At 32.2% G+C, this 21,063-nt stretch carries 15 protein-coding genes; 10 read left to right on the forward strand and 5 right to left on the reverse strand.

All coding sequences use genetic code 11. The features are described from left to right. Window positions 1-144 precede the first annotated feature (144 nt). From ACJBCC_RS16230 to ACJBCC_RS16245, 4 genes are all read left to right on the forward strand, one after another. Window positions 145-1,065: a glutaminase gene (locus ACJBCC_RS16230; protein WP_407557794.1), complete on the forward strand. Its 921-nt coding sequence runs from the start codon at window positions 145-147 to the stop codon at window positions 1,063-1,065. Window positions 1,066-1,231: 166 nt separating this feature from the next. Next, window positions 1,232-4,564 carry a DUF2126 domain-containing protein gene (locus ACJBCC_RS16235; RefSeq protein WP_299099923.1) on the forward strand — a complete coding sequence of 1,111 codons (3,333 nt, stop codon included), beginning with the start codon at window positions 1,232-1,234 and terminating at the stop codon, window positions 4,562-4,564. A 20-nt stretch (window positions 4,565-4,584) separates the two neighbouring features. After that, window positions 4,585-7,140 carry a circularly permuted type 2 ATP-grasp protein gene (locus ACJBCC_RS16240; RefSeq protein WP_407557795.1) on the forward strand — a complete coding sequence of 852 codons (2,556 nt, stop codon included), beginning with the start codon at window positions 4,585-4,587 and terminating at the stop codon, window positions 7,138-7,140. A 1-nt stretch (window position 7,141) separates the two neighbouring features. Beyond that, on the forward strand, window positions 7,142-8,068 hold the full coding sequence (locus ACJBCC_RS16245) for a transglutaminase N-terminal domain-containing protein (protein ID WP_407557796.1): 927 nt from the start codon (window positions 7,142-7,144) through the stop codon (window positions 8,066-8,068). A gap of 16 nt (window positions 8,069-8,084) precedes the next feature. Here the strand turns inward: ACJBCC_RS16245 and ACJBCC_RS16250 are convergent, their stop codons facing one another. From ACJBCC_RS16250 to ACJBCC_RS16260, 3 genes are all read right to left on the reverse strand, one after another. After that, entirely contained in the window at window positions 8,085-9,134 is a 1,050-nt protein-coding gene (locus ACJBCC_RS16250; protein ID WP_407557797.1) for a putative zinc-binding metallopeptidase, read from the reverse strand. Between the two features lie 114 nt (window positions 9,135-9,248). Next, complete coding sequence (locus ACJBCC_RS16255) at window positions 9,249-10,205, reverse strand: alpha-E domain-containing protein (protein WP_407557798.1); 957 nt, start codon at window positions 10,203-10,205, stop codon at window positions 9,249-9,251. A gap of 10 nt (window positions 10,206-10,215) precedes the next feature. After that, the gene (locus ACJBCC_RS16260; RefSeq protein ID WP_407557799.1) at window positions 10,216-11,652 is read right to left on the reverse strand and encodes a circularly permuted type 2 ATP-grasp protein; all 1,437 of its coding nucleotides are present in this window, start codon (window positions 11,650-11,652) and stop codon (window positions 10,216-10,218) included. Between the two features lie 459 nt (window positions 11,653-12,111). Here ACJBCC_RS16260 and ACJBCC_RS16265 point away from each other — a divergent pair, with 459 nt between their 5' ends. After that, complete coding sequence (locus tag ACJBCC_RS16265; protein WP_299099911.1) at window positions 12,112-12,693, forward strand: hypothetical protein; 582 nt, start codon at window positions 12,112-12,114, stop codon at window positions 12,691-12,693. Window positions 12,694-12,713: 20 nt separating this feature from the next. Here ACJBCC_RS16265 and ACJBCC_RS16270 read toward each other — a convergent pair whose 3' ends face one another. Beyond that, complete coding sequence (locus tag ACJBCC_RS16270) at window positions 12,714-14,870, reverse strand: T9SS type B sorting domain-containing protein (RefSeq protein WP_407557800.1); 2,157 nt, start codon at window positions 14,868-14,870, stop codon at window positions 12,714-12,716. A 277-nt stretch (window positions 14,871-15,147) separates the two neighbouring features. Between ACJBCC_RS16270 and ACJBCC_RS16275 the strand changes: the two genes are divergently transcribed. The 4 genes from ACJBCC_RS16275 to ACJBCC_RS16290 all read left to right on the forward strand — a co-directional run bounded on the left by ACJBCC_RS16275 (window position 15,148) and on the right by ACJBCC_RS16290 (window position 18,454). Continuing rightward, window positions 15,148-16,047 carry a DMT family transporter gene (locus ACJBCC_RS16275; RefSeq protein WP_299099907.1) on the forward strand — a complete coding sequence of 300 codons (900 nt, stop codon included), beginning with the start codon at window positions 15,148-15,150 and terminating at the stop codon, window positions 16,045-16,047. Between the two features lie 191 nt (window positions 16,048-16,238). Further along, window positions 16,239-16,550, forward strand: a complete 312-nt coding sequence (locus tag ACJBCC_RS16280; RefSeq protein WP_299099905.1) for an HPF/RaiA family ribosome-associated protein — start codon at window positions 16,239-16,241, stop codon at window positions 16,548-16,550. A 10-nt stretch (window positions 16,551-16,560) separates the two neighbouring features. Further along, window positions 16,561-16,938 (forward strand): hypothetical protein, encoded by a 378-nt coding sequence (locus tag ACJBCC_RS16285; RefSeq protein WP_299099903.1) that lies wholly within the window; start codon window positions 16,561-16,563, stop codon window positions 16,936-16,938. A gap of 178 nt (window positions 16,939-17,116) precedes the next feature. Beyond that, window positions 17,117-18,454: an exonuclease domain-containing protein gene (locus ACJBCC_RS16290; RefSeq protein WP_299099901.1), complete on the forward strand. Its 1,338-nt coding sequence runs from the start codon at window positions 17,117-17,119 to the stop codon at window positions 18,452-18,454. Window positions 18,455-18,504: 50 nt separating this feature from the next. On the opposite strand, the gene ACJBCC_RS16295 is transcribed toward ACJBCC_RS16290, so the two are convergent. Beyond that, window positions 18,505-18,747, reverse strand: coding sequence for a cold-shock protein (locus ACJBCC_RS16295; RefSeq protein ID WP_299099899.1), 243 nt, complete (start codon window positions 18,745-18,747; stop codon window positions 18,505-18,507). Between the two features lie 204 nt (window positions 18,748-18,951). On the opposite strand from ACJBCC_RS16295, the gene pta reads away from it, so the two are divergent. Continuing rightward, window positions 18,952-21,060 carry a phosphate acetyltransferase gene (pta, locus tag ACJBCC_RS16300; RefSeq protein ID WP_299099896.1) on the forward strand — a complete coding sequence of 703 codons (2,109 nt, stop codon included), beginning with the start codon at window positions 18,952-18,954 and terminating at the stop codon, window positions 21,058-21,060. Window positions 21,061-21,063 lie beyond the last annotated feature (3 nt).

A 21,063-nucleotide genomic window follows, 5' to 3' on the forward strand; every position in this document is an offset into this window, starting at 1 on the left:
ATTTTTGGCTGATTACAAACACTAAATTATGTGGATAATAGTAAAATTAAAAAATTGCGTTTTTCAATATGATTTAATTATAACTTGCAATTAAAACAAGTATTTTTGATACTACATTTAATAATTTTTTAAAACAAAAAAGTAATGGATTCCAATTACAATGAAATCATAGAAAACGCTTATAACTTTACTAAACCAATTAAGGATAAAGGTAAATTAGCCACCTATATTCCAGAATTAGCAAATGTAAATCCTTCAAATTTTGGAGTTCATATGACTAAAGTTGATGGTACTAGTTTTGGTATTGGAGATCACTTAGAAAAGTTTTCAATTCAAAGTATTTCTAAAGTGCTTTCCCTTGCATTGGCTGTTAAGTTTTTAGGCGAAGATATTTGGACACGTATCGATGTAGAGCCATCTGGCACTAAATTCGACTCCTTACTTTTATTAGAAACCTATAACGGGATTCCACGAAATCCTTTTGTTAATTCTGGTGCCATTGTTATTTGTGATATTCTAATTTCTCATTTAGAAAATGCTCGCCAAGAGTTCCTAGAGTTTGTTAGAGACTTGAGTGGTATTCCAGACCTAAACTACTCAGATAAAATAGCCGATTCTGAAAAGGCAACTGGATTTAGAAATGTTGCACTATGCAATTTTATTAAATCCTTGGGTAACATAAAAAACGATCCTGCCGTTGTTTTAGATTTTTATTTTGATATGTGTTCTTTAGAAATGAACTGTCAACAATTATCACATACCTTTTCATTTTTAGCCAATGGTGGTTGTAAATTAAAAGATGGTAAAGAAATTATTACCAGTAGTCAAGCAAAACGAATAAATGCATTAATGCTTACTTGTGGATTTTATGATGAATCTGGAGAGTTTGCCTTTAAAGTAGGCTTACCAGGAAAAAGTGGTGTTGGTGGTGGCATTGTGGCATTATATCCAAATAATTTTACTGTTGCGGTATGGAGTCCTAAATTAAATGCTAACGGAAATTCTTATAAAGGCATGAAACTTTTGGAAACGGTTACTACACATTCTGAAATGAGTATTTTCTAACCATTATTTTACGATTCTAAAAACCTTTTTTGTTTTTTTTGAGATAAACCTAAAAAACAAAACAAAGTCTGGTCATCAATTCATTTTTTAGGTTAAATAGCTTATTTTGCATAGGAAGCAGGTGTTTCTTTATTCTAGCACTTAACTATAATCCTAATCTAAATTTATGGCATTAAAAATTGTAATTTCTCACAAGACTACTTATAAATACGATCGAAAAGTTTCATTGTCGCCTCATGTTTTTAGATTAAGACCTGCGCCACATTCTAGAACACCTATTGAGTCTTATTCCATTAAGATCACTCCAGAGAATCAATTTTTTAATTGGCAACAAGATCCATTTGGTAATTATGTCGCACGATTAGTTTTTCCAGACAAAACTGATGAGCTTTCTATCGATGTAGAAATAATTGCAGATTTAAAAACCATAAATCCTTTCGATTTTTTTATTGAAGAATATGCCGAAGAATTTCCGTTTGAATACACTGAAACGGTAAAAAAAGAATTACAGCCTTATCTAGAAATTACAGATAAAGGTCCATTATTAATGGAGTTTTTAGAAACTTTAGATTATTCACCTAGAAAAACCATTTATTTTCTGATTCATGTCAATCAAAAAATTTATGAATTCCTCAATTACAATATCAGAATGAATCCTGGTGTGCAATCTTGTGAAGAAACACTGAGCCTTAAAAAAGGGTCTTGTAGAGATTATGCATGGTTATTTGTGCAAACCTTACGTCATTTAGGTTTTGGAACACGTTTTGTGTCTGGCTATATCGTTCAATTAAAATCAGATGAAAAATCGTTAGATGGTCCTTCTGGTCCTGAAGAGGATTTTACGGATTTACATGCTTGGGCAGAAGTATACTTACCAGGTGCTGGTTGGATTGGTTTTGATGCAACATCTGGTTTACTTGCTGGCGAAGGTCATATTCCTTTAGCTTGTACGCCTTCTTTTGAAAGTGCCGCTCCAGTTTCTGGTATGACCGATAAATGTGAAACAGAATTCTTTTTTGAAAACTCAGTAACACGCATTTTTGAATCTCCACGAGTTACAAAACCCTACACAGAAGACCAATGGAAAGCCATTGATAAACTCGGTAATAAAGTTGAAAAACAGCTCCAAAAAAACGATGTTCGATTAACAATGGGAGGCGAACCAACGTTTATTTCTATTGACGATTTAGAATCTCCTGAATGGAATACGGCTGCTGATGGACCACACAAACGTGAATTAGCTAAAGACTTATCTAAGCGCTTACATAAAGAATTTGGAAAAGGTGGTGTACTGCATCATGCACAGGGTAAATGGTATCCTGGCGAACCTTTACCAAGATGGCAAATTGAAATTTGTTGGCGTAAAGATGGAAGACCAATTTGGTACAATAAAAAATTCTTAGCCACGTACTCAGATAATTTTACAGTACCACCAAATACAGATAAATTGTTTCTAGAAACGTTAACAAGGTATCTAGCCGTATCAACAAATCATATTATTCCTGGTTTTGAGGATGCTTTCTATTTTTTATGGGAACATGGCAATTTACCAATTGATGTTGATCCAACAAAGGATAGAGATAATGCATTAGTAAAGAACAAGCTAAAAGATATTCTAGAAAATGGGACATCTACTCCTGTTGGCTATTTATTACCTTTAAATACTACACGAGGGAAATGGTTTACAAGCGAATGGGCTTTTAGAAGACAACATCTTTTCTTAACTCCAGGAAACTCTCCTATGGGATTAAGACTGCCTTTAAATTCATTGATGGAAAAACCTGGTCATGAAGTATTTCCTTCCTATGAACCCGATTTATTTTCCAAAAAGAAGCGATTACCAAGTTATAGAGATATTGTAAAAAAACGACACAAAGCATTTTTAGAAAATGGAGTGGATACAAATACACCAAATTATTTTGTTAGAACCGCTATTTGTTCAGAAATAAGAGATGGGAAATTGTACCTGTTTTTACCACCTTTAGATTCGGCCGAAAGCTTTTTAGATTTAATTGCGGCTATTGAGTTTACTGCCAAAGAACTAAAAGTACCTGTTATAATGGAAGGTTATGATCCTCCAAAAGATAACAGACTAGATTCTCTTAAAATAACACCAGATCCAGGTGTTATAGAAGTTAATGTTCATCCGGTAACCAACTGGAAAGACTTAGTGCACAACACTATGACGTTCTATGAACAAGCAAAATTATCGAGATTAAGTACCGAAAAGTTTATGTTAGATGGTAAACATACCGGAACTGGTGGTGGAAATCATGTGACCTTAGGAGGCACAAGTCCTGCTGATAGTCCATTATTAAGAAAACCAAGTCTATTAAGAAGTTTACTTACGTTTTGGCAACATCATCCTGGTTTAAGTTATCTATTTTCGGGTTCTTTTGTTGGACCTACAAGTCAAGCGCCAAGAATAGACGAGGCACGCACAGATAGTTTATATGAATTAGAAATTGCTTTTAGTCAAATTCCTAAAGATGGCGAAGTTCCGTTTTGGTTAACCGATCGCTTATTCAGGCATTTATTAACTGATTTAACAGGAAATACGCATAGAGCAGAATTTTGTATCGATAAACTATATTCGCCAGATTCATCAACAGGACGTTTAGGGATTTTAGAATTAAGAGGTTTTGATATGCCGCCTCATCCAAAAATGAGTTTAGTGCAAATGTTGTTAGTAAGAACATTAGTCGCTTGGTTTTGGAAGAAACCTTACGAATATAACTTAGTACGTTGGGGAACTGAATTGCACGATAAGTTTTTAATAGAACACTATGTAAGAGAAGATATTAAAGATATTGTTGCACAATTAAATAAAGCTGGTTATCAGTTTGAAGAGGATTGGTTTAATCCATTCTTCGAGTTTAGATTTCCATTACATGGTATGCTAGAGATTAATAATATTCATTTAGAATTACGTGCTGGTATTGAACCTTGGAATGTATTAGGCGAAGAAATGACAGGTGGTGGAACGGCTCGTTACGTAGATTCTTCATTAGAAAGACTACAAGTGAAAGTTAATAATTTCATTGATGAACGTTATGTACTGACCTGTAATGGTGTTAAAGTTCAACTAAAAAGTACAGGTGTAAAAGGCGAATATGTTGCTGGTGTAAGATATAAAGCTTGGAATCCTTACTCAGCATTACACCCTACAATTCCTGCAGATACTCCACTAGTGTTTGATATAGTAGATACTTGGAATAAGCGTTCTATTGGTGGCTGTACATATTATGTCGCACATCCTGGTGGACGCTCTTATGATGTGCATCCTGTGAATAGTTTTGAAGCAGAATCTAGAAGAATTAATCGCTTTTGGGAGTTTGGACATACCCAAGGCGAGATTAATCCAGTGGAAAACATTAATTTAGACACAGAACCTATTAGCAGAAACGTCGCTAAGAAAAATAGCTCTAAACGTTTTTCATATAAAGAATTACCAGTTAATTTTGAATTTCCTTACACCTTAGATTTACGTAAGAAATAAAACATGTTCCTGTTTACAAAATGAAGACACTAACAAAGACCATATTTAAGAATTATTTTTCGGCATCATCTAAGTATGATGAATTACTCACGGCTAAAATGGGTATTAAAGACAACTGGAAAATATTGTCTCAAAATTTGCTAAAAATAGGTACAGAAAACCTGTCTTCAAAACAAACTGAACTTAATTGGCTTTTAGCAGAAAATGGTGTTACCTACAATGTTTATAATGATCCCAAAGGTCTTAACCGTCCATGGGAATTAAATGTTGTGCCGTACTTAATTCATCAAAATGAATGGAAAGGTGTAGAAAAAGGGATTCAACAACGAGCAGAATTATTAAATCTAATTCTAAAAGATTTATATGGTAAACGTGACCTACTAAAGAACGGTATAATTCCGCCAGAAGCTATCTATGCACATAGTGGATTTTTGCGTGCATGTGATCAAATTCAATATAAAAATTCAAAACAACTCTCTATTTACGCGGCGGATTTAGCAAGAGGTCCAGATGGTAGAATGTGGGTTGTAAATGATAGAACTCAGGCACCATCGGGAATGGGTTATGCTTTAGAAAATAGGTTTTCCACAAGTAAAATCATTCCAGAGTTATTTACAAATATCAATGTAACTCAACCTTCTAATTTCTTTAACGACTTTAATCAGTTATTAGTGAATTCTGCAACAACAAATGTAGAAAGCCCTATGGTTGTTATTTTAACACCAGGACCACATAATGAAACCTATTTTGAACATTCTTATCTATCCTCATTTTTAGGATATCCTTTGGTAAAAGGAAACGACTTAGTGGTAAGACATGGTAAAGTTTGGCTAAAATCTTTAAAAGGTCTTAAGCAAGTAGATGTTATTTTAAGACGCATTGATGATACCTTCATGGATCCTTTAGAATTACGAGAAGATTCTTATTTAGGTGTTGCGGGTTTACTAGAAGCTGTACGATTGCAAAACGTTGCTATTATTAATCCTATAGGAAGTGGAGTTTTAGAAAATCCGGCTTTGAATCCTTTCATGAAAAATATATGCAAGTATTTTTTAAATGAAGATTTAATATTGCCACAAATAGCATCTTGGTGGTGTGGACAAGAAAAGGAACGAAAACACGTATTGGCAGATCTACCTTCTTTTGTTTTAAAAAGAATTGATAGATCTAACAGAGAGCATATTTATTTTTGTGAATTTTTAGATAAAGCTGCTCTTGACGCTTTAAAAAAAGAAATTTTAGAATTCCCTTTTAATTTTATAGCACAAGAAAAAATTGCGTTCTCAACGGCTCCTAATTTTATAGAAAACCAATTAGAACCTCGTAAAATATTATGTAGAACGTTCGCCATAGCTAAGGAAAATAGTTATAGTGTAATGCCTGGCGGTTTAGTACGAGTTGCTCCTGAACGCGAAGAATTATTTGTTTCTAATCAACGCGGTGGAACGAGTAAGGATTTTTGGATTGTGACAGATACACCACAGCCCAATCTTCAAAATTATTCATGGAATAAAACAAACTCTAGTCCATCAACAGCAATTAATGATGTACCAAGTCATACCGCAGAAAACCTATTTTGGTCTGGTCGATATATTGGAAGAGCTTTAGTTACAGCGAGATATTTAAGAATGGTGTTAAACCAAATGACACATGCACAGTATAACGATCGTAAATCGGAATCTGAAAGTCTTAAAACACTGTTTCAATCTATCACAAAAATTACGTCTACTTTCCCTGGATTTATTGGAGAAAATGAAGATGACGCTTTACAAAATCCACTAAAAGAAATCAGTGATATTATTGTAGACGAACATAAAATTGGAAGCTTTGCTCAATCTATGCAAAGTTTTAGTAATTCTTATTACGCCCTAAGAAATCTGTGGTCTAGAGATATGTGGCGCGTTTTTGACGGCATTCAAAAACATGTAAAAAACTTAAAAGCTGATGATGATTATTCCGTTTTTAAGCTTACTAATTTCTTCGATAAAATAATCACTAGACTGATTGCATTTATGGCATTAACTGAAGAGAGTATATTAGTAAGGCAAGGGCTTCTACTCTACTTTATTGGTTTACAATTAGAAATTAGTGCAATGAACATTGAAAAATTTAGAGCTTTATTAATTGTAAATTATGATGAAGAACTTGAATATGAAATATTAGAATCCTTACTCAATAGTCACGAAAGTTTAAATATTTACAGATATAGTTACAATTCCTATCTAAGTCTAGAAAATGTACTTAACTTAATCATTTTAGATAAAGAATATTCCAGATCTTTAACTTACCAAATGCATAGATTAAAAAAAGATATTGACAAACTGCCATCGACAAATGAGCGAAAAAATTTGACCATCTGCCAAGAAAACATGAATCTTGTTATTTCTAAAATGGAAAGTTTAAACCTAAAGGACATGTTGGTTGTAAACTCAGAATCTAATATGCGCGAAAATCTCGATAATATATTATCAGAATTAAGCGATTTATTACATATTACATCGTTATCAATCTCTGACACCTATTTTAATCATTCTCAACCTCAAAAACAATTGGTTAATAGAACCATCACTAGTTAGTATGATTTTTGATCTTTGGCATAAAACAAAATATAAATACGAGCATGGTGCTTCGTTCTGTCATAATATTACAACCATAAAACCTAAAAGTTTTCCTGGGCAAACCTTAATAGATTATTCCTTAGAAATTACACCTACTCCAACTGATATTTCGCAACGTCTAGATTTTTTTGGAAATTCTGTTACGCGATTTTCAATACAGCAGCATCACAAAGATTTGGTGGTAATTGCTAGAAGCAAAGTAGAAAGAGATTATACCAAACAAGTTAATGAAACTGAACTTTCAAAAGCAAAGGATGTAACTATTGAAGAGACTAAAGCATACTTAAAAGGTACAGATTCAGAAATTATAGACGTAAGGCAATTTGTAATGCCATCGCCTTTAATTTCTAATAACAGTGAAGAAATAGCGGCTTATGCAGCACTTTCATTTAAACCAGAACGCTCTTTTTTTGATGCTACATTTGAATTAATGCAGCGTATATATACGGATTTTGATTTTGTACCTGGTTTTACAAATATTGCGACACCATTAAAGGATGTCATGTTAGCCAAAAAAGGCGTTTGTCAAGATTTTGCTCAGATTGCAATTGCCTGTATTCGTTCTATGGGTTTACCTGCTAAATATGTTAGTGGTTATATTGAAACGATTCCACCAGCTGGTAAAGAAAAATTAATTGGTACTGATGCTTCACATGCTTGGTTCTCTGTTTATTTGCCAACCTATGGTTGGGTAGATTTTGACCCTACAAATAATCAAATTCCAAAAAACCAACATATTGTTGTTGCACATGGTAGAGATTACTATGATGTACCTCCTCTAAAAGGTGTTATATATAGCATGGGAAATAATTCTATGGAAGTATCAGTAGACTTAAGACCTTCAAAAGACTATTTAACACAAATGCAAAGTCAATCTCAGCAGTAGAAAACAAATCATATCACTAGCGTTTCGGCAATAAAAGACGATGAACAAATTTTAGTTTCTCTATGATGTTAGGTGAAATAACAAAAGGATAAACGTCTGGTATTCCCATGGCTCTATTTATACTATTTACAGCTAGTGATAACGGTACACATTTTCTAACAATGACATCAAAATCTGTTTTGGTGTAAGGATCAAATGATACTTTAGTTTTTAAAGCTTTTGTTTTAAAGTTTGGTTTCACGTTTACTCTAAAAAAATAGGCTGTTTCTACCATATCCATAATATGCAAATAATGCGCCCACGTTTCTGCCCAATCTTCCCATGGATGTGAGGTGGCATATTTGCTAATGAATGAATTTTGCCAATCTTTCGGAGCTCCATTTTTATAGTAAATATCTAAAGATTCAGAGTAATCTAGTGTTTCGTTGCCAAAAAGAGTTCTGAATTCTGCTAGTATTTTTGGATGCTCACTTACCAATTTAATCCAGAAATAATGACCAACTTCATGTCTTAAATGCCCTACTAAAGTTCTGTATGGTTCTCGTAGATCTTTCCTTGCTTGTTCTCGTAATACAGAATTTCCTTCCTTAATTAATATGGTAACCACACCATTAGCATGACCTGTCATCAATTTTTTATTATCACGTCTTTCAACAAAATCAAAACATAAACCATCTTCTTGTTTTAATTTGCTAGGCAAGGATAAATTAAACTTTTGGAGTTGATAGATTAAACGATGCTTAGCAACTTCAACATTTTTCCAGTTATCGAGATTATCTGATGCAGGATTAGAAAGGTTTGGGATGGTTCTATTTAATTGACATGCGCTGCAATAATCTTCAGGATTATCTTTTTCAATAATCCAATTACAAGCATGGTACGCTTTATTTTTACAGTATTTATACTCAAGATGTTCTCTATCTGAAATAAGGGCATCAACGTTAGGATCAAAAGAAAGCATCATACGATCTTCTGCTCTGTAACCAGTTAAATGTCCGCAGTTATCACATGTGTAATTTTCAAAATACACAGAATAATTACAATTTCCACATTGAAATATTTTCATATATAAAAGGGTAAAATAAAACGCGGCAAATGTACTCTAATTACTGATATTTCATCCAATGAAATTTCAAGAAATAAAACGAACTATTAAATGCTAGTAATAATCTGACTGAAACTAGTTAATATGTTGCTCTACAGAGAAAAATGAATCATAAATAGCTGTAGAAATATCATTGAGTTTAAGTTGAATATTATCTAAATACTCATGTAACCCTTTCTCAATAATATCATTAATGTCTGTATACTCTAATTGCGATTTTAATGCTCCTAATTTTTTCTGTGCTGAATTACTATAACCAAATGAACTACCTGATAACCTTATAATACATTGTTCTGCACGTAATAAACAATTAAGAATAGATCTAGGAAATTCAGTATCTAAAATTAAGAACTCTGCAATACTCGCCGATTTTAATTTGCCATATTTTTTTCTATACATATCGTAAGCACTAACAGATTTTAAAAGTGCTGCCCATTGAATTAAATCTAAGGAAGAACCTACTTGTTTTACAGAACCTAAGAGTAGATGATATTTTACATCTAAAACTCTAGATGTTTTATCTGCTCGCTCTACAAGTTGCCCTAGTTTTCCAAAATTCCAACCGTCATTTCTAGAAATAGTAGCGTCGTACATACCGTACAATAACTGACAACCGTTTTTAATATTATTAAAAAACTGTCTTAAATCTTTATCATCGTGTCGTTTCTTGGCGCAATCTGCTTTAACTAAATAATATAGTGAGTTAATTTGTTCCCAAACTTCTTTTGTGATATCTGGTCTAATAGCACGTGCATTTTCTCTAGCATTAACTATGCAATTGTATATAGAATTTGGATTTTGCGCTTCAAAAGCCATAAAATAAATCACTTCATCTTTCTCTACGTCTTCATGCAGCTCTTCATATAATGGCCAATCACCTGTTATTGCAACAAGTGGTTTCCATTGTTGTGCTTTATTTGTAGGTAATTCTAAAAATAAATTAAAATTTACATCCATAAAACGTGCATAATTTTCAGCACGTTCTAAATATCTATTCATCCAATAAATGGTGTTTGCAACTCTACCTAACATACATTTAATTTTAACTGTTTAATACCCAAGTATCTTTACTTCCTCCGCCTTGTGACGAGTTTACAACTATAGATCCTTTCTCTAATGCAACACGCGTTAATGCGCCTGGAATAATTTTTATGTCATCACCAAATAAAGCATATGGTCGTAGATCTACATGACGACCTTCAATAGTATCATCCGTTAAGGTCGGTACTCTTGATAAATTTATCATAGGTTGAGCAATATAATTTCTTGGATTAGCCTTAATCTTAGCTATAAATACTTCTTGTTCCTTTTTAGTTGATTTAGGACCAATTAACATACCATATCCTCCAGAAGCATCTGTTTGTTTAACCACTAAATTATGGATGTTTTCTATCACATATTTGCAATCTGGTTCTTCATCACAGATATAAGTTTTTACATTAGGCAAAATCATATCTTCACCTAAATAATACTTTATAATTCTAGGTATATAAGCATAAACCGCCTTATCATCTACCACTCCTGTTCCCGGTGCATTAACTAACACAACATTTCCTTTCAAATAAGCTCTAAATAAACCAGGAGTTCCTAAAAGTGAATTTTTATTAAATACTTCTGGATCGATAAAATCATCATCTACACGTCTATAAATAACATCTACACGATGTAAACCATTGGTAGTTATCATATAAACGATATCATCCTTTACAATAAGATCGCGACCCTCTACCAACTCTGCTCCCATTTGTTGTGCCAAATACGAATGCTCAAAATAAGCCGAATTATATGTGCCAGGCGTTAACACGACAACGGTTGGTTGATCTTTATCCGTTAAGGATTCTAAAGTATCTCTCAAAATGTGCGTATAATTATAAACGGGTTTTACATCGAGTTTTTCAAATAGCTCAGGAAACGTTCGCTTTAAAATCTCTCTGTTTTCTAACATATATGAAACACCAGAAGGACATCTTAAATTATCTTCTAAAACGTAATATTGACCATCGCCTCCTCGTATTAAATCTGATCCCGTAATATGACACCATACATCTTTTGGCGGTTTAAAGCCTTCCAATTCCTTAAGGTATGATACACTAGAAAAAATCATTTCTTTCGGAATAATTTTATCCTTCAACACCTTTTGATCGTTATAAATGTCTTGAATAAATAAGTTTAATGCCTTAATGCGTTGCTGTAATCCTTTTTCTAAATTTTGCCATTCTTTATTTTTAATTATCCTTGGAATGATATCTAAATGTAGAATTCTTTCTACACCTTGATTATCATTATAAACATTAAAAGTCATCCCTAAAGAAAGCTGTGCACGATCTGTAGAATGTTGAAGTGCGTTTAGTTTCTTAACACTCATTTTTTGTAAACGATCTAAAAACAATTTGTAATTAGGTCTTACATTATTATTATCATCAAACATTTCATCGTAAAAACCTTTAGTGTCGTAAGCGGATAAATTGAGTTTTGGCATAAGCGTATAAAGTCAGTTTTGGTTTAAAGAGCGATCCTTTCTCACTTTTTTAAAATTATTAATTTTCAAATTAAAATGGATTCGAAATAAAAAAATGATAATCGATTAATAGCTGTTGTATTCTAACAAAGTACAAAAAAATAAAGGCATATACTAATGCCTCTGTAGAGTTTACGATTCTAATAATTAAAGAGTTTATTAATTTACCATTTAAAAATTTTGTAATCCCTTTATTACGAAATCTATATTCTAATTCAGAATATTTGTGAACGAATAACATTTCAATTGAAATTTTTCTAACAATGATGTTAATGTCTTAATAATAAGCAAACGTTTAATGTAATAAGTATCAATAACAAGAAATGCTGCTTAATATTCTAAATTTTACACTCATTTTACACTTTTTTGACACAATTTGCTATCCTCTACCGTAGTTTTACTTAAAACAAATCAAAACCAATGTTAAAACTATTATCAAAATCTGTAATTGTAATTCTATTATTAAGTCTATCATTTGTAGCACATTCTCAAGACAGCATACAAAAATCTATTGTAAAAGCTGATAGTACATGGAGTGCCGAAATTATTCCATTTCCAATAGAATGGTTACCAGAACTAACGTTTATAGGATTTGAAGAATTACGCTTTGCCCCTAATTGGAATAAACTAGAACATCAAGAATTTTGGACGCTAGCTATGGCTTGGCAAGTAGAAGCAACATCTGTAATTTCATTAGAAACTATTACCTTTAACTTCAATCACTATTTTACAGAACTGATGCATCCTAATCATTGGGCTCAAGAATTTCCTGATCCGAAACTTGTTCTAAACGATTTAGATATTTCTAAAAGTGGACATCAGTTTAAAGGACAAATGACTTTCTTTGATGGTTTTCATACAGGAAAAATAATAACCGTAAATATTCTAGGAAACCAAGTGTTTTCTGAAGAGACAAACACGTCTGCTATTTTGTTTAAACTGTCACCAAAAGAGTTTGATGAGCCTATTTGGGATGAATTGAATTCAATTATAATAGATTAAAAAGTAATGCATTTTAATACTTACCGCTTTAAAGTAAAATGACCATTTAATTCTTTACCATTCTTTAATTCAATTTTATACCAATAATCATTTGTAGGCATTAAATTATTTTTAAAATTCCCATTCCAGCCCAATGGTAAACTTTGAGCATATAATGTTTTAATTAATTTTCCGTAACGGTTAAAAATAGTAACTCTTTCAATTTCATTGAACGGATCTTCAACAATCCAAAAATTATTATGTTGATCATCATTTGGTGTAAAAAACTTAGGAATAACTAGCGATACTAACTCTGTTTTAAAACTTTCAGTTTCGCAATCCATGCTTTGACCATAACTATTATATGGAATTATAGTTACAAATATTTCTGTGTCAGATGGTAATGTTTCTAAAAAGTTATAACTTGTTACATTACCTACATCTAAGTTATTAATGATCTCTGTTCCTTCTTCTGTTAAACCAATATTTAATATATAACCAGTTGCTGAGTTAGATGTACTCCACGAAATACCTGTTGTAACTTCAACATTGTCTGCTCCATTAACAGGATTCAATAAATTTGAGCAATCTATGCGTGCCATTTGGGTTGTAAAACTTTCTTCAATACAGTTGGCACTATTTCCACCAGAACTGTAAGGTGTAATTGTTACATAAAGTACTTCGTTAATTGGGAAATCTACATCAGAGCTATAAGTTGTGGTATTACCTACATTATAATTATTGATTAGATCTGTACCACCAGATGAAGTACCAACAGAAACTAAATAACCTGTTGCATATTCTACTGAATTCCAGCTTATATCTGCAGTAACTGACACATTTTCTTCTCCGTTTATTGGACTTGATAAGGTTGTACATTCAGGAATAACAATTTCTGTAATGAAACTTTCCTCAACACAACATTTAGATTCTATAACGCCATTAAACGCTTTGATTTTTACAAATATTTCTGTGTTTTCAGGTAAATCATTAGGAAGATTGTAGGTTGTAATATTACCAACATCCAAATTATCAATAATTTGAGTGCCTTGCGATGATGTGCCAATTGTAACAATATAACTTGTAGCGTTATCAATAGGATTCCAAGAAATATCGGTGTCAATCGCCACATTTACTTGCTCAAACAATGGCATACTTAACATAGTACAACTTAAACCTTGAAATGCTTCACAATCTGTCGTATCAATTACTGACTCTGAATCACATCCTGTGGCATTAGCACTTATATTGGTGAGACCAATTATACCGTCTGAAGATAAAATATTACATAAGGAATCACAATCAGATAATTGTGAATTATTAAAGATTTGAAATACCACAGTGTTCTCGTAGCCTGTTGAAGACACTGTAGATAAATTTTGTAATCCGTTTAATGAAGCCAATGACGCATTATTTCTAATTGTAAAAAACTGACCTACACTTGATAAACTAGACAAGCCATAAATGTTTTCTAGGACAGGGTTATCTTGTATTAAAAAATCGAATGTAATGGTATCTAAACAATTAAAACCTGATACAGATATTAAATTCTGATTATTAGAGACTATAAATCCTGACGCAGCATCTACTCCACCAATTGCCGTTAAATTATCAAAATCTGCAATATCAGTTAAGCCTACATTATTAAACTGTATTCCCCAACTTACGTAGTTTAAATTATTAAAACTTGGAATACTGCTTAGCATTGGGCAATTGGTTATTCCAAAAAAACCATAGGCTGTTGTAAGGATATCAAACCCTGAAATTGTCTCTAATAATGGATTATAATTAATCCAAAAATCGCCAAATACGGCCGTTGCTTCGTTAAAACCTATTAACGCTTCAAGACTTGCATTGTTTTCAACTATAAATAAAGCGCCTAAATCTATTAGCCCATTAAATCCATCGATTTCAGTAATGAAATCATTATTAGTGATTTCTATACTATATAAAACATAAGCTAAATTGTTAAAATCTTCAACTGAAGTGAGTTGGGTATTATTAATTACAAATTTTCCATCAATACTTGTAATATTATCTAAACCACTTATATCAGTAACATTACCAGTAATTATTAAGTCTCCAGATATGGTGTCACAATTTGGATAATTAGTAATAAAATCAGTTACAGCGGCTTGAGAATTTAATGTAACATCGCTCGAAGGACATTGACCGTAAGCAAACGTTCCTAAAAACAAAAAACATATTAGCAGTATCGATTTCAACTAAATAAGAGATATTAATTACTAAAGATATGCATTTTAAACAGAAAAGTCTGATGATCTCATTGATTTAGGCTGATTTCCTAGTTAATTTATGATTTACAAAGCGTAATCCTAACACTCAAATCTCGCTGTAAAAACTCTTTTAAAATCGATATTATAAACCTGGTATAGATATGATTAAATCAATTCATGAAATTTACAAAATCAGGAATGAATTTTTATCAAATAAACCAATATCTTCGCGCGCATTATGTGGATGTATCTCGGACTTTTAGCGGCTTTATTTTTAGGTTTACACAACTTATGCAAAAAACATGCAGTACAAGGCAACGAAGTGTTCCCTGTACTATTTGGTACTATTTCTTCTGGTTTTCTCTTCTTATTACCACTTTATTTTGGTTCAGTATTCTATGAGGAATCACTTATAGAAATGGGTCTTTATATTTCTAAAATAGATTGGGAAACTCACGGTTTTATCGCTATCAAATCTGCGATTATGGCTAGTTCGTGGGTTTTAGCTTATCAAGCTTTAAAACATTTACCCATAACTATTGTAACACCTATTCGTTCTGCTGGACCATTTTTTACTTTTATTGGCGCCATTTTAATCTACCAAGAACAACCAAATTTTTTACAATGGATTGGCTTCTTTCTAATTATCTTTTCTGTGATATTATATTCTAGAATTGGTAAAAAAGAAGGTATTAATTTTAAGCGTAACAAATGGATTTTTGCCATTATTGCTGCCACATTTTTAGGTGCTTCTAGTGGATTATATGATAAGTTTTTAATTCAGAATTTAGAGCTAAACCCACAAACATTGCAATTTTGGTTTTGTTTCTATACTGTGTTAATCCTACTAATAATATTGTCTATCACTTGGTTTCCGTTTAAGGAAAAACGAAAAGCTTTCAAGTTTCGTTGGACCATAGTTGCCGTAGGTGTTTTATTGGTCGCAGCAGATTATTTCTATTTTAAAGCTTTACAAGATCCTGATGCGCTTATCATGCTATTATCAGCCATAAAACGTAGCCAAATTATAATTTCTGTTGTTGTTGGTGGTCTAATCTTTAAAGAACAAAACAAACGTAAGAAATTAGTGCCTTTAGTTGGCATAATGATTGGTGTTGGGCTTATCTTGTATTCGTAAAGATTTCAAATTTGCTCTTTAATTTTATTCACTTTTAGTTTATTTAGCCTTCTAAAAACACTCCAATTAGTGCATTTTTATCCCGGCAATTTAAATCAAGTCTTCATTATATAAGCGAACATTTCTAGTAAATCAGTTAAGGTATTCATAAGTATAGTCTTAGTTTTGAGTATAACTTAAAATATAACACTATGAATAATGATAAAATAATTTACGAATATCACGATGTCAACGCAAGTGATACATTAGAGAGTTTCACAAACGAAAAGTTGGATACCATTTTTACTTATTATGATTTTGTGCATCGTGCCGATGTTTTTTTTAAGACCGAAAACACATCGTCAGACGAAACAGGTAAAATGTGTGGTATTAGACTAAGTGCTCCTGGTCCTCGTCTATTTTCGGAATCATCACACAATACATTTCAAGATGCCGTTCAAGAGACCGTAAACGAACTTAAAAGGCAACTGAAGAAACGAAAAGAACAAATGAAAACATATTAAAATGGGAATTATGAGCGAGAATGAAAGAGAAATTACCTGCATATACAATGGTAATGACAATGAAGATAAGCAAACCTTAGGATACTTGAGTGCTACTGATAAAAAGGTTTTGAGTATTGATATTTCTAAACAAAAATTAACAGGTACGCAGTGGATAGATTTAGGCAAACGACTTAACCTAAATTTGAATCAATTAATTGACCCTAAAAAAATTGAAGGTAATATTGACAGTTTCAGTAACCATGATTGTACTAAGATTCTAAGGGAAAATCCAGATGCTTTAAATGGTGCCATTGTTTTTACAAAGGGGAAAGCGAAGCAGATTAAAAATCCTTCTAAAGTATTAACATTTATAGATAGTGATAGTGAAGGTATTCAAAAAACATAATGACTCTCTTTTAAGTCACTAGAATTAATGGCAACGTTTAGCACGTTGCTTTTTTTTATGAATATCTAAATGGACGTAGAATCGAAATCTAATAAATAGTAAAATTTCAAAAACTAACTAAAACTGATTATCTTTATTCTTTTAAAATAATTCTCAATCTAAATCTCAGATTCTATACATGATTTACACCATCATTGATGTTGAAACCACAGGAAAAACCAATCGTATGACCGAAATCTCGGTTTTTAGATATAATGGAGAAACCGTAGTAGATGAGTTCACATCATTAGTAAATCCAAATAGTTTTATTCCTCAGCACATTACTGCACTTACTGGTATTGATAATGCAATGGTGGCAGATTCACCATCGTTTGAAGATGTTGCACAAAATATACTAGATATTACGGAAGGTGCCATTTTTGTCGCCCATAACGTAAACTTTGATTACAACGTTATTCAAGGAGAGTTTAAACGTATTGGCAGAGAATTTACTAGAAAAAAACTATGCACAGTACGCTTATCGCGTCGTTTAATTCCTGGTCATCGCTCGTATAGTCTAGGAAAGATATGTAAAGCTTTAGACATTAATTTGGTAGACAGACACAGAGCGAGAGGCGATGCAGAAGCTACGGTTATTCTGTTTGAATTATTATTACAACAACCCAATGCCGCTGAAGTCTTTAAAGAATTTCTAAATAAGAATTCTAGAGAAGCGACCTTACCTCCTAACCTTCCTAAAGAAAAGTTTGAGGCCTTACCAAGTACACCAGGTATTTATTACTTTAAGGATAAAAAAGGAACTGTTATTTATGTCGGAAAAGCTAAAAACATAAAAAAACGTGTTTTAAGTCATTTCTATAGTAAAACAAAAAAATCATTAGAAATGGTTAGGGAAACCAGAGATCTTGATTTTGAAATTTCTGGTAGCGAGTTAATTGCCCTACTTATGGAAGATGCAGCGATAAAGCATCATTTTCCTATTTATAATAAAGTGGCAAAACGTACTATACAAACCTTCGCCATATTCTCTTACGAAGACCGAAAAGGTGTTCTACATTTAGCGAGTAATAAAGGACGTTTAGTTCCTAATCCTATACTTACGTTTTTTAATATTAGAGATCTTCGCTCTTATATGGAAAAGATATGTGCTAAATTTAACTTGTGCCCAAAATATTGTCATTTACAAGAATCCGTTTCAGAATGTTCACACTACAGCATTAAAAACTGTAACGGCATATGTAAAAATGAAGAATCTGTTGAAGACTATAATAATAGAGTCCTAGAAGCCATCCACGATATGTCTCATCAAAAAAATGATCTTATTTTTAAAGAGAAAGGTAGACACGGTAATGAAGAAGCCTTTGTAATGATTAAAGAAGGCCAATACTTAGGCTACGGATTTATAGATAAAGACGAGCAGATAAATCACATAGATGATTTAAATACCTTTTTAATTCCACAAAAAAACAGCGTAGATATTCAGAAAATTTTACGACCACTAATGTTGGGCTGTTAGCCATAACAAGCTTCGCCAATAAAACATACAATATAAAATAGGAAAATAGACTAAGCTAATTTAACATTAACAGCAGTTGGTCCTTTTTTTCCTTGCTCTACCTGAAATGTCACTTTATTATTCTGTTTTATTTTATCTACACAATTTGTAGTGTGAACAAATATTTCATCATCAGAGTCAGTAATACTTATAAAGCCAAAACCTTTTGTATAGTTGAAAAATTTCACTGTACCGTGTTTTACTTCGCTCGATGTTTTGCCTTTAAATAAGTTTTTAAAAAATTGTAATATCATTTTAAACTGCCATTAATTTGTAATTCATTTGGTACTACAAATTTACATTTTGTTTTTATCCTACCAAAGGTATCAACTAAGTATCACCATTCTGTTACGTTTTTTTCAATAACATGATAAATGTCACAAAATAAAGGCGTTTAATCGTTAATTTTGTAAACTAATATTAGTGATTTTACTGAAACTATAGTTTTATCTTAACATATGAACAAAAAATTAACGAATAAAGCCGTTTACATTTCTACAACAGAACCCAATAGTGGTAAATCAATAATTTCATTAGGTTTAATGCAATTATTGTTGGGTAAGGCTGCCAAAGTAGGCTATTTCAGACCTATAATAGACGATATAGAGCCTGGCGAAATAGACAACCATATAAATACTGTAATATCTTATTTTAATCTCGATTTAAAGTTTGAGGATGCTTACGCTTTTAAACGAAGTGAAGTTATTAAAAAGAAAAACGAAAATAAAGATGATGAGATAATTGGTACTATAATTGACAAATTTAAAGCGGTAGAAGATCGTTTTGACTTTGTTTTGGTAGAAGGCAGTAGTTTTATAGGTGAAGGTGCTATCATTGAGTTTGATATCAATGTACTAATCGCTAAAAACTTAGGCGTTCCGGCAATTATTTTAGCAAGCGGAATTGGCAAAACCTTAGACGAGCTCGTAGGTAATTTGCACATGGCATATGATTCCTTTAAAGACAAAGGTGTAGAAGTTTTATCTGTAATTGCGAACAAGGTAAATCCTAAAAATTTAAAATTAATCGTTGACAATTTAGAAAAGGATTTACCATCTTCAATCATTGCTAATGCCATTCCGTTGAATCCAAAATTATCTAATCCTTCTATTAAGGAAATTGTAGATGCCTTAGATGCTAAAGTTCTTTTTGGTGAAGCTTATATTAACAATCAAGCCGGAAATTTCAGTGTTGGTGCTATGCAGCTTCGTAATTATTTGACCCATTTAAAAGAGAATGCTTTAGTAATCACACCTGGCGACAGAGCAGATATTATATTAGGAGCTTTGCAAGCTAATCTATCGGATAATTATCCTTCACTATCTGGTATTGTATTAACTGGTGGATTAACGCCAGAGGAATCAATTATTAAACTAATTGAAGGACTCTCTGATATTGTCCCTATTATTTCTGCGCCTCGTGGTACTTATAATGTAACCAACCAAATTGGGGAAATTAAATCTCAGATTTACGCTGAGAATACAGAAAAGATTATTACCTCTATAAAAGAGTTTGAAAAGCACGTAAAAAGTGAAGAGTTGGTTGAACGATTAATCACGTTTGAAACCAAAGGTGTAACACCAAGAATGTTTCAGTATAATTTATTGAAAGAGGCGAAATCTAATAAAAAGCATATTGTTTTGCCAGAAGGATTAGACGAGCGTGTGTTAAGAGCTACAAAACAACTTATTGATCTAGATGCTGTAGAAATAACATTATTAGGTGATAAAAAATTAATTGAAGAAAAATTACTTAATTTAGACTTAAACTTAGATTTAAGTTCGGTTACCATAATCAACCCAATTGATTCTGCTAAGTTTAAAGAATATTCTGAAACCTTGTATGAGTTACGTAAACACAAAAACGTTAATCTAGCAATGGCACAAGATTTAATGGAAGACGTGTCTTATTATGGAACGATGATGGTACATAAAGGCGACGCAGATGGCATGGTATCTGGCGCAGTGCATACAACACAACATACAATAAGACCAGCTTTACAGTTTATTAAAACAAAACCTGAAACTTCAATTGTGTCGTCGGTATTTTTTATGTGCTTAGAGGATAGAGTTTCAGTATATGGTGATTGTGCTATTAATCCAAACCCAACTGCAGAACAACTTTCTGAAATTGCAATTTCTTCAGCTAAAACGAGTATTGCTTTTGGTATAGATCCAAAAATAGCAATGCTCTCTTACTCTTCTGGTACTTCTGGAGTTGGCGAGGATGTTGAAAAAGTTAGAGCAGCAACTGAATTAATAAAAGTAAAAAGCCCAGAATTAAAAGTTGAAGGCCCAATACAATATGATGCCGCTGTAGATATGCGAGTGGGTAAAACTAAACTACCAAACTCTGAAGTTGCTGGCCAAGCAAATGTGTTTATTTTTCCAGATTTAAATACTGGAAATAATACGTATAAAGCAGTTCAACGTGAAACTAAAGCATTAGCTATTGGTCCAATTATTCAAGGTTTAAACAAACCTGTAAATGATTTAAGTAGAGGCTGTACTACAGATGATATTTTTAATACTGTGATAGTTACTGTAATTCAAGCTCAAGATTTTTAAAAT

The organism is Winogradskyella sp. 4-2091, assembly GCF_045765065.1.
GTDB lineage: Bacteria > Bacteroidota > Bacteroidia > Flavobacteriales > Flavobacteriaceae > Winogradskyella.